At 72.2% G+C, this 8719-nt stretch carries 4 protein-coding genes and 1 pseudogene; 4 read left to right on the forward strand and 1 reads right to left on the reverse strand.

Annotated elements, in window-relative coordinates; all coding sequences use genetic code 11:
* Positions 1 to 8: 8 nt before the first annotated feature.
* From KBX34_RS07490 to KBX34_RS07505, 4 genes and pseudogenes are all read left to right on the forward strand, one after another.
* Positions 9 to 3857 (forward strand): annotated as a pseudogene (locus KBX34_RS07490) (type I polyketide synthase); the annotation flags it as partial.
* Positions 3858 to 3884: 27 nt separating this feature from the next.
* Positions 3885 to 4643 carry a thioesterase II family protein gene (locus tag KBX34_RS07495; protein ID WP_282102593.1) on the forward strand — a complete coding sequence of 253 codons (759 nt, stop codon included), beginning with the start codon at positions 3885 to 3887 and terminating at the stop codon, positions 4641 to 4643.
* A gap of 41 nt (positions 4644 to 4684) precedes the next feature.
* Positions 4685 to 5455, forward strand: a complete 771-nt coding sequence (locus tag KBX34_RS07500) for an ABC transporter ATP-binding protein (RefSeq protein WP_210924083.1) — start codon at positions 4685 to 4687, stop codon at positions 5453 to 5455.
* The gene (locus KBX34_RS07505) at positions 5440 to 7389 is read left to right on the forward strand and encodes a hypothetical protein (protein ID WP_210924085.1); all 1950 of its coding nucleotides are present in this window, start codon (positions 5440 to 5442) and stop codon (positions 7387 to 7389) included. Before KBX34_RS07500 ends, KBX34_RS07505 begins: the two co-directional genes overlap by 16 nt.
* 59 nt (positions 7390 to 7448) lie before the next feature.
* On the opposite strand, the gene KBX34_RS07510 is transcribed toward KBX34_RS07505, so the two are convergent.
* Positions 7449 to 8690, reverse strand: coding sequence for a cytochrome P450 (locus KBX34_RS07510; protein ID WP_210924087.1), 1242 nt, complete (start codon positions 8688 to 8690; stop codon positions 7449 to 7451).
* Positions 8691 to 8719: the final 29 nt, after the last annotated feature.

The raw sequence follows: 8719 nt of genomic DNA on the forward strand, positions 1-8719 counted from the left end.
AGTAAACGATGGCCACGAGTTACGACGAGGTGGTGGCGGCGCTGCGTGCGGCGCTCGCCGACAACAAGCGGCTGAAGCAGCGCACCGCCGTCCCGGCGGCCCCGCCCGCGCCCGAGCCGATCGCGATCGTCTCGATGGGCTGCCGGCTGCCCGGCGGGATCCGCGGCCCCGAGCAGCTCTGGGACCTGGTGACCGACGGGCGGGACGCGATCGGCGAGTTCCCGCCCGACCGGGGCTGGGACCTGGGTGCCCTGTCCGAGCTCAGCACCGCCGGCGCCGGCGCGTTCCTCTACGACGCGGGTGACTTCGATCCCGGCTTCTTCGGTATCTCGCCGCGCGAGGCGATCGCCATGGACCCGCAGCAGCGGCTGCTCCTGGAGACCGCGTGGGAGACCTTCGAGCGGGCCGGAATCGACCGGGCCACCGCCCGGGGCAGCCGCACCGGCGTCTTCGCCGGCACCAACAACCAGGACTACACCGGCGTGCTGGTCGCCGCCCTGGCGCAGGGCTTCGACGGGCACCTCGGCACCGGCAACTCGGCGAGCGTGGTCTCCGGGCGGATCTCGTACACGTTCGGCCTGGAGGGGCCGGCGCTCACAGTGGACACCGCCTGCTCGTCGTCGCTGGTCGCAGTGCATCTCGCCGCCCAGTCCCTGCGCGACGGCGAGTGCAGTCTGGCCCTGGCCGGTGGCGTCGCGGTGATGGCCACCCCATCGGTGTTCGTCGAGTTCTCCCGGCAGGGTGGGCTCGCCACCAACGGCCGCTGCAAGTCGTTCGCCGCCGCCGCCGACGGCACCGGTTGGGGCGAGGGCGCCGCGATGGTGCTGCTGGAACGGCTGTCCGACGCCCGCCGCAACGGCCATCCGGTGCTCGCCGTGCTGCGCGGCAGCGCTGTCAACCAGGACGGCGCGTCCAGTGGCCTGACCGCCCCGAACGGCCCCGCCCAGCAGCGGGTGATCCGGACCGCGCTGGCCAACGCCCGGCTCACCGCGGCCGACGTCGACGTGGTGGAGGCGCACGGCACCGGCACCCGGCTCGGTGACCCGATCGAGGCGCAGGCGCTGCTGGCCACCTACGGTCAGGACCGTCCGGCCGACCAGCCGGTGTGGCTCGGCTCGATCAAGTCCAACATCGGCCACACCCAGGCCGCCGCCGGGGTCACCGGCATCATCAAGATGGTCCAGGCGATGCGCCACGGCGTGCTGCCGGCCACCCTGCACGTCGATCGGCCCACCCCGCAGGTGGACTGGTCCGCCGGCGCCGTCGAACTGCTCACCTCGGCGCGCCCGTGGCCCGCCACGGGTCGGCCGCGTCGCGCCGCCGTCTCCTCGTTCGGGGTCAGCGGCACCAACGCCCACGTGATCCTCGAACAGCCCGCGGAGGAAGAGGACCGGCTCGCCACCCCGGGGACCCGTGCGACGCACGACGTCCTGGCCTGGCCGGTGTCGGCCCGCGAGCCCGCCGGGCTCCGGGCCCAGGCGGCGCAACTGCTCGACCACCTGAGGGAGCACCCCGGCCTGGACCCGGCCGACGTGGCCGGCTCGCTCGCTGTCACCCGGTCGCACTTCGAGTACCGGGCGGTGGCGGTCGGCACCGGAACGGACAGCCTGACCGCTGCGCTGACCCGGATCGCCGACGGGACCGACCCGGGCGACCTCGCGACCGCCCGGCCGCAGGTGGCCTTCGTCTTCTCCGGTCAGGGCGCCCAGCGGGCCGGTACGGGCCGGGACCTGTACGCCACCTTCCCGGTGTACGCCGAGGCGTTCGACGCGGTGTGCGCCGAACTCGACGTCCATCTGGACCGGCCGATCCGGGAGGTGATCCTCGACGACGATGCGGCGCTGGAGCGGACCGGGTACGCCCAGGCGGCGCTGTTCGCCGTCGAGGTCGCGCTGTACCGCCTGGTCACATCGTTCGGAGTGGTCCCGGATCAGCTCATCGGCCACTCCACCGGGGAGATCGCGGCGGCGCACGTGGCCGGGGTGCTGTCGCTGCCCGACGCGGCGGCGCTCGTCGCGGCACGGGGGCGGCTCATCCAGGCACTCCCGGCCGGTGGCGTGATGGTCGCGGTCCGGGCGACTGAGTCGGAGGTCCGCGAGGCGCTCGCCGGCCACGAGGCGGTGGTGTCCGTCGCCGCGGCGAACGGGCCGAAGTTGGTGGTGGTGGCCGGCGCGGCGGAGGCTGTCGAGCAGGTCGTCGCCCGGTTCGGCAAGACCCGGACGCTGGACGTGGGTCACGCTCTGCACTCGCCGCTGATGGCGCCGATGACCGCGGACTTCGCCCAGGCCATCGGCGGGCTGACCCACGCGCCCGCCCGCATCCCGGTCATCTCCACGGTCACCGGCGACGTCGCCGAGTTCGGCACCGACTACTGGGTGGACCAGATCCGCGCCACCGTGCGCTTCGCGGACGGCATCCGGGCTCTGCACGAGCGGGGCGTCAGCGCCTACCTGGAGATCGGCCCGGACGCGGTGCTCACCCCACTGGGCGCCGACTGCGTCGAGGGCGCCGACCGGGACAACGCCCCGCTGTTCGTCGCCGCCCAGTCACGCGACGGGGTCGAGGCCCTGGTCACCGCGCTCGCCCGACTGCACTGCCGGGGCGTACGACTGGACTGGGCGGCGCTGCTGCCCGGGACCACACGGGTCGACCTGCCCACCTACCCGTTCCAGCGGCAGCACTACTGGCCGGCGCTGGAGCCGGTCGCCATGCCGACCGCCGCGGCACCCGCCGAGCAGCCGCCGGCCGTCTCGTCGGCGCCGGTCCTGTCGCGGGACTCCGCGTTCGAGGAGGTCCGCGACCTCATCCGGCAGGAGACCGCCGAGATGCTCGGCTACTCCGGCATCGAGTCCATCCGGCCCGGGCGAGACTTCCTCGAACTCGGCGTCGACTCGGTGATCGCGCAGGAGATCCGCCACCGTCTCAGCGCCGCCACCGGTCTCACCCTGGCCCCCGGTCTGCTCTTCGCACACCAGGACCCGGACCGGCTGGCCCGGCACCTGATGGCGGAGATGGCCGGGACGACGGCGGCCTCGCCCGCCCCCACGCTGGACGTGATGTTCCGGCAGGCGCGGCACCGCGACGACCTGCACGAGTTCACGACACTGCTGATGCGTCTGGCCGGGTACCGGCCGAGCTTCACCGCAGCCGACGTGGACGAGGGGCGGGTGGCCGTACCCGCTCTGGCGCGCCTGGCCGAGGACGGCGGCGGCCCACGGATCATCGCCTGCTGCACCACCTCGCTGATGGCCGGGCCGCAGGAGTACGCCCGGCTGGCCGGCGCCCTGCGCGGCCGGTACCAGATCTCCGCCCTGGTCAACCCCGGTTACCAGGAGGACGAGCCGGCCCCCGCCGACCTGGCCGCCGCGCTGCGCCTCCAGGTCCGAGCGATCCGCGCGGACGTCGGCGCCGAGCCGTTCATCCTGCTCGGACACTCGGCCGGCGGCCTGGTCGCCAACGCCCTCGCCGCCGAGCTGGAGGCCGAGGGCGTCGGTCCGACCGCCGTGGTGCTGCTCGACTCCTACCCGCCGGCCGACGCGGTGCTCGGCCGGTGGATACCCGAACTGCTCGACGGCCTGGACCTGGACGACGCCGGCGTGGCCGATCAGCGGTATCTCGCCTGGGCGTCGTACGTGCGTCACTACGGCGACTTCGAGCCGCTGCCCACCAGCGCACCGACCCTGCTGGTCCGCGCCGGTGAGCCCCTCGGCACGGTGCCGGACGACCGCGACTGGCGGCCGTCCTGGCAGCACCCGCACACCGTGGCCGACGCCACCGGCAACCACTTCACCATGGTCGGCGACCAGGTCGACCGCACCGCGCAGACAGTGCACGACTGGCTGACCGCGACCCTCTGACCTGACTTTCGTGAACGGAGACCCGACATGACCATCACGACGACCAGCACTGTCGACACCAGCCTGTGGCTGCGCCGGTTCCACCCGAAGCCGGACGCGCCGGTGCGTCTGGTCTGCCTACCGCACGCCGGCGGCTCGGCCAGTTACTATCACCCGGTCTCGCGCGCCCTGACCGGCGTCGAGGTGTTCGCGGTGCAGTACCCCGGCCGGCAGGACCGTCGCGCCGAGCCCTGCATCGACACCGTTCACGGCCTGGCCGCCAGGGTCGCCGAGCAGGTCGCCACGCTCGCCGACCGCCCGATCGCCCTGTTCGGCCACAGCATGGGCGCCTCGGTCGCCTTCGAGGTGGCCCGGCTCCTCGAGGAGGACGGCATCGTCCTGAAGCACCTGTTCGCCTCCGGGCGGCGTGCGCCCTCGCGGCACCGCGACGAGCACATCCACCAGCTGGGTGACAACGGCCTGATCGCGGAGATGCGCCGGCTCAACGGCACCGAGGGCAAGCTGCTCGACGACGACGAGCTGATCCGCATGATCATCGGGGCGATCCGCAACGACTACAAGGCCGCGGAGACCTATGTGTACCGACCCGGCCCGCCGCTGTCCTGCCCGATCACGGTGATGACCGGCGATTCGGACCCGAAGGTCACCGTGGACGAGGCCGACTCCTGGCGGACGCACACGACCGGCCCCTACGCCATGAAAGTTTATAGGGGTGGTCACTTCTACCTGAACAACCACCAGACGGACATACTGGAGACCATTGTGGATCGCCTGACGGCAGGCTGACGGCAAGGCGGCCGACCAGTCCGAGACTTCCGGAGGTACCAGTGACAACCCCGACACCCACGCCGGCTCTGCGGCTCATCGGGCTGTCCAAGGCATTCGGTGACAAGCGTGCCGTCGATCACGTCGATCTGGAGGTTCCGGGCGGCTCGTTCTTCGGGCTGGTCGGTCCCAACGGGGCCGGCAAGACCACATCGCTGTCCATGGCGGTCGGGCTGCTGCGCCCCGACAGCGGTCGCGCCGAGATCTTCGGCGTGGACGTCTGGGCCGACCCGGTCCGAGCCAAGGAACTGATCGGCGTCCTGCCCGACGGCCTCGGCATGCCCGAGCGGCTCACCGGCCGGGAGGTGCTCAGCTACCTGGGTCTGCTGCGGGGCATGGAGCCCGAGGCGGTCGCCAAGCGCAGCCAGGAGCTGCTGGAGGTCCTCGAACTCGACCGGGCCGACAGCACCCTGGTCCTCGAATACTCGACCGGCATGCGCAAGAAGATCGGCCTGGCCACGGCCCTGCTGCACGCACCGAAGCTGCTGGTGCTCGACGAGCCTCTGGAGGCCGTCGACCCCGTCTCGGCGGCGACGATCAAGGTGATCCTCCAGCGCTTCGTCGCCGCCGGCGGCTCGGTGGTCTTCTCCAGTCACGTCATGCCGGTCGTCGAGCAGCTCTGCGACCACGTCGCGGTCGTCACCGACGGCCGGGTGGTCGCCTCCGGCCCGCTCGACGAGGTCCGCGGCGGCAGCTCCCTGGAGAACCGGTTCGTCGACCTGGTCGGCGGCCAGCCGGTGAGCGCGGGGGAGCTGTCATGGTTGGCATCCTGATCCGGATGAAGCTGGCCGTTCTGCGGCACTCGATGACCGGGCAGCGTGCCGCCGACATGATCGGTGGCGGCGTGCTGGGCCTGGTCCTCGCCGGCGGCACGATCTGGCTGGCCCTGCACGACTGGCCGGTCGACGGCCTGCCGCTGGACCTGGTCGGCGCGGCGTTCGCCATCTGGATGATCGGCTGGCTGTTCGGCCCGGTGCTGTTCGGTGGGGGCGACGAGACGCTGCGCCCGGAGCACCTGGCCCTGCTGCCGATCCCGCCGCGCCGGCTCGCCACCGGTCTGCTCGCCGTCGCGTTCGTCGGCGTCGCCCCGGTGGTCAGCCTGGTGGCCTTCACCGCGCTGATCGTCGTCGCTCTCCCGGTCGGTGGTGCCGCCGCCCTGATCGCGGTGCCGGTGGTCTTCCTCCAACTGCTGTTCGTGGTGCTCGCCTCCCGGTTCGTCACCGCCGCGCTCAGCACGCTGATGCGCGCCAAGATCGGTGCGGTCCTGGCCGCCGTGATCAGCGGCGGCATCCTGGCGCTCACGCACACCGGGTGGGTGCTCAAACCCACCATCCAGCACGCCCTCACCGCCGGTTTCCCGGAGAACCTGGCGGACTGGGTGCGCCGCCTGCCGTCCGGCTGGGGCATCGTCGCGGTGGAGGCCGCCGGCCGTGGTGACTGGCTGCTCGCCCTCGCCGCGCCGGCCGGTCTCGCCGTACTCAGCGTGCTGGCCATGCTCGGTTGGTCCGCGCTGCTGGTCCGCCGGCTCAGCCACCGGGGCGCAAGCGGCCGCCCGGCCCGTGGCCGCACCGCCGCGCAGCAGATCCGCGGTGGCGGCGTGCGAGCCGTCGTCGGTCGTGAGCTGCGCACCGCGTCCCGGGACCTGATGCGCTTTCACTACCTGGTCTTCTCCCTGGTCTACGCGCTGGCGTTCTGCCTGCTGCCGCTCCTGGTCGACCTGCCGATCTTCGTGCCGTTCATCGGTGTCGCGTTCGGCATCTGGGCCGCGGCCATCTCCGCCAACCTGTACGGCGAGGACGGCACGGTGATCTGGCAGACAGTGCTCACCCCCGGGGCCGCCCGCAAGGACGTCCGCGGTCGTCAGCTCGCCTGGTTGGTGCTGACCGCCCCCGCGGTCGTGGTTCTCAGCGTCGTGCCGACGGTGCTCAGTGGGCAGACGTGGGCCTGGCCGTGGCTGGCCGCCCTGGTGCCGGCCCTCATCGGCGGCGGCGCCGGCGTCATCGTGCTGATCTCGGTGCTGCGCCCGGTGCCGATGACCGACCCGCACAAGCGCAGCGGCAACCTCCTGGAGAACGGCACCGACTTCACCCAGGTGCTGCTCATGCTGGTGCTGGTCGCCGCCACCGCGGCCCCCGCCTATCTCGCCGTCCGTTACGGCCCGGAGTGGGCGGGCGCCGGGGTCGGCCTGGTCACCGGCATCCTGCTGGCCTGGCTGCTCGGCGATCTGGCCGCCAAGCACCTGGAAGCGACCGGCCCCGACCTGCTCGCCACCATGCGGGCCTCCACCTCCCGCAAGAGCAACCTCAGTGGCGACGTCGACTGGGACCAGATCACCGCCTCCCTCGGCGGGGTGGATCTCGGCGAGAGCCGCCTCGGCATCGACAAGGCGTCGCCGGCTCGACGCGCCGTCATCTACGTGTGCTTCACCGTCTGCTGGGTCCCGCTGGTCGCACAGGGCGTCGTTCCGGCCTTCCTGAAATACAGCGACCCCGACCGCGACTCCTGGTTCGTGGCCCGCCTCGTCCCCGAGGCGCTGCACTGGCCGGTCGTCGGCGTCATGGTCGTGCTCGGCCTGGGTCTCATCGCCGTCGGCTTCCACCAGCTGCGGGTGGCCCGTGCGGAGAGCCGCCAGGCCACTGTGGACCGGGCCGGCCACGCTCCGGTGGTGACCCGCCAACCCGAGAAGGTGGACGAGCTGAACCACTGACCGGAAGGAAAAGGGGCTCGGCCACCGTGGTGGCCGAGCCCTTTCGTCCGTCTGGAGCGTCACCAGGTGATGGGCAGCTCGCGTACGCCGTAGATCAGGGACTCGGAGCGCAGCGGAACGTCCTCGATCGACCCGTGCAGGCGCAGGCCGGGGAAGCGGGTGAACAGGGCCCGCAGGGCGATCCTGAGTTCCGCGCGGGCCAGCTGCTGGCCGATGCAGAGGTGCACGCCGTGGCCGAAGGCGAGGTGCTGGTTGCCGGTCCGGGTCACGTCGAGGACGCCGGGATCGGCATAGCGGGACGGGTCGCGGTTGGCGGCGGACAGCGAGAGGCTGACGCTCTCGCCGGCGCGGATGAGCTGCCCGCCCACCGGCACGTCCTCGGTGGCGAGGCGGGTCACGCCGAACTGGAAGGTCGGCAGATAGCGGAGCAGCTCCTCGACGGCGTCCGGGACCCGGTCCAGGTCGGCGCACAGGACGGCCAGCTGCTCGGGGTTGCTGAGCAGCGCGAACACGCCGAGGCTGAGCTGGTTGGCGGTGGTCTCGTGGCCGCCGACGAGCAGCAGCATGGCGATGCTGGTCAGTTCCTCGTCGGTGAGCGGGTCGTCGTCCGAGTCGTGGATCAGGCCGGAGATCAGGGCGCCGTCCGGCTCGTCGTGTTTGGTGGCGACCAGGGCGGCCAGATACTGGCGCAGGTTCCAGGCGGACATCCCGATCTCCATCGGGGTGGCGTCGGTGCGCAGCATCGCCGCGGTCAGCGTCTGGAACTGGGCGCGCTCGGCGTAGGGGACGCCGAGCAGCTCGCAGATGACCAGCGAGGGGATCGGCAGGGCGAAGTCCCGGACCAGGTCGGCAGGCGCGCCGGCGGCCTCGATCGCGTCGAGGCGCTCGGTCACGATCTCCGCGATCCGCGGCTCCAGGGCGCGGACCCGGCGCATCGTGAACTGGCCCATCAGCATCTTGCGGTAGCGCGTGTGGTGCGGCGGGTCGACGTGGATGAAGAACGCCGGGTCCGGCGGAAGCTGCTTGGCCTCCTCCGGTATCACCTGGATCGGGTTGGACGCCTTGAGGATGTCCGCGCTGAACCGGTTGTCGGCGAGCACCGCGCGGACGTCCTCGGCCCGGGTGACCAGCCAGCCGACCGAACCGTCGGCCATGATCAGCGGACTCACCGGGTGCTCCTCGGCGCGCTGGAGGAGTTCGTCGGGTGGGGAGAACGGACACTTGCCGCGCTGTCGGGGCAGCGGAGTCGGCTCCCCGGTGCCCGATCCGGCCGGGGCGGGATGTTGCGTCGCACTGGTCATCGTCACCACTCATTTCCGCATGGACATTG

Source organism: Micromonospora sp. M61, assembly GCF_018070245.1.
In the GTDB taxonomy this organism is placed as follows: Bacteria; Actinomycetota; Actinomycetes; order Mycobacteriales; family Micromonosporaceae; genus Micromonospora; species Micromonospora zamorensis.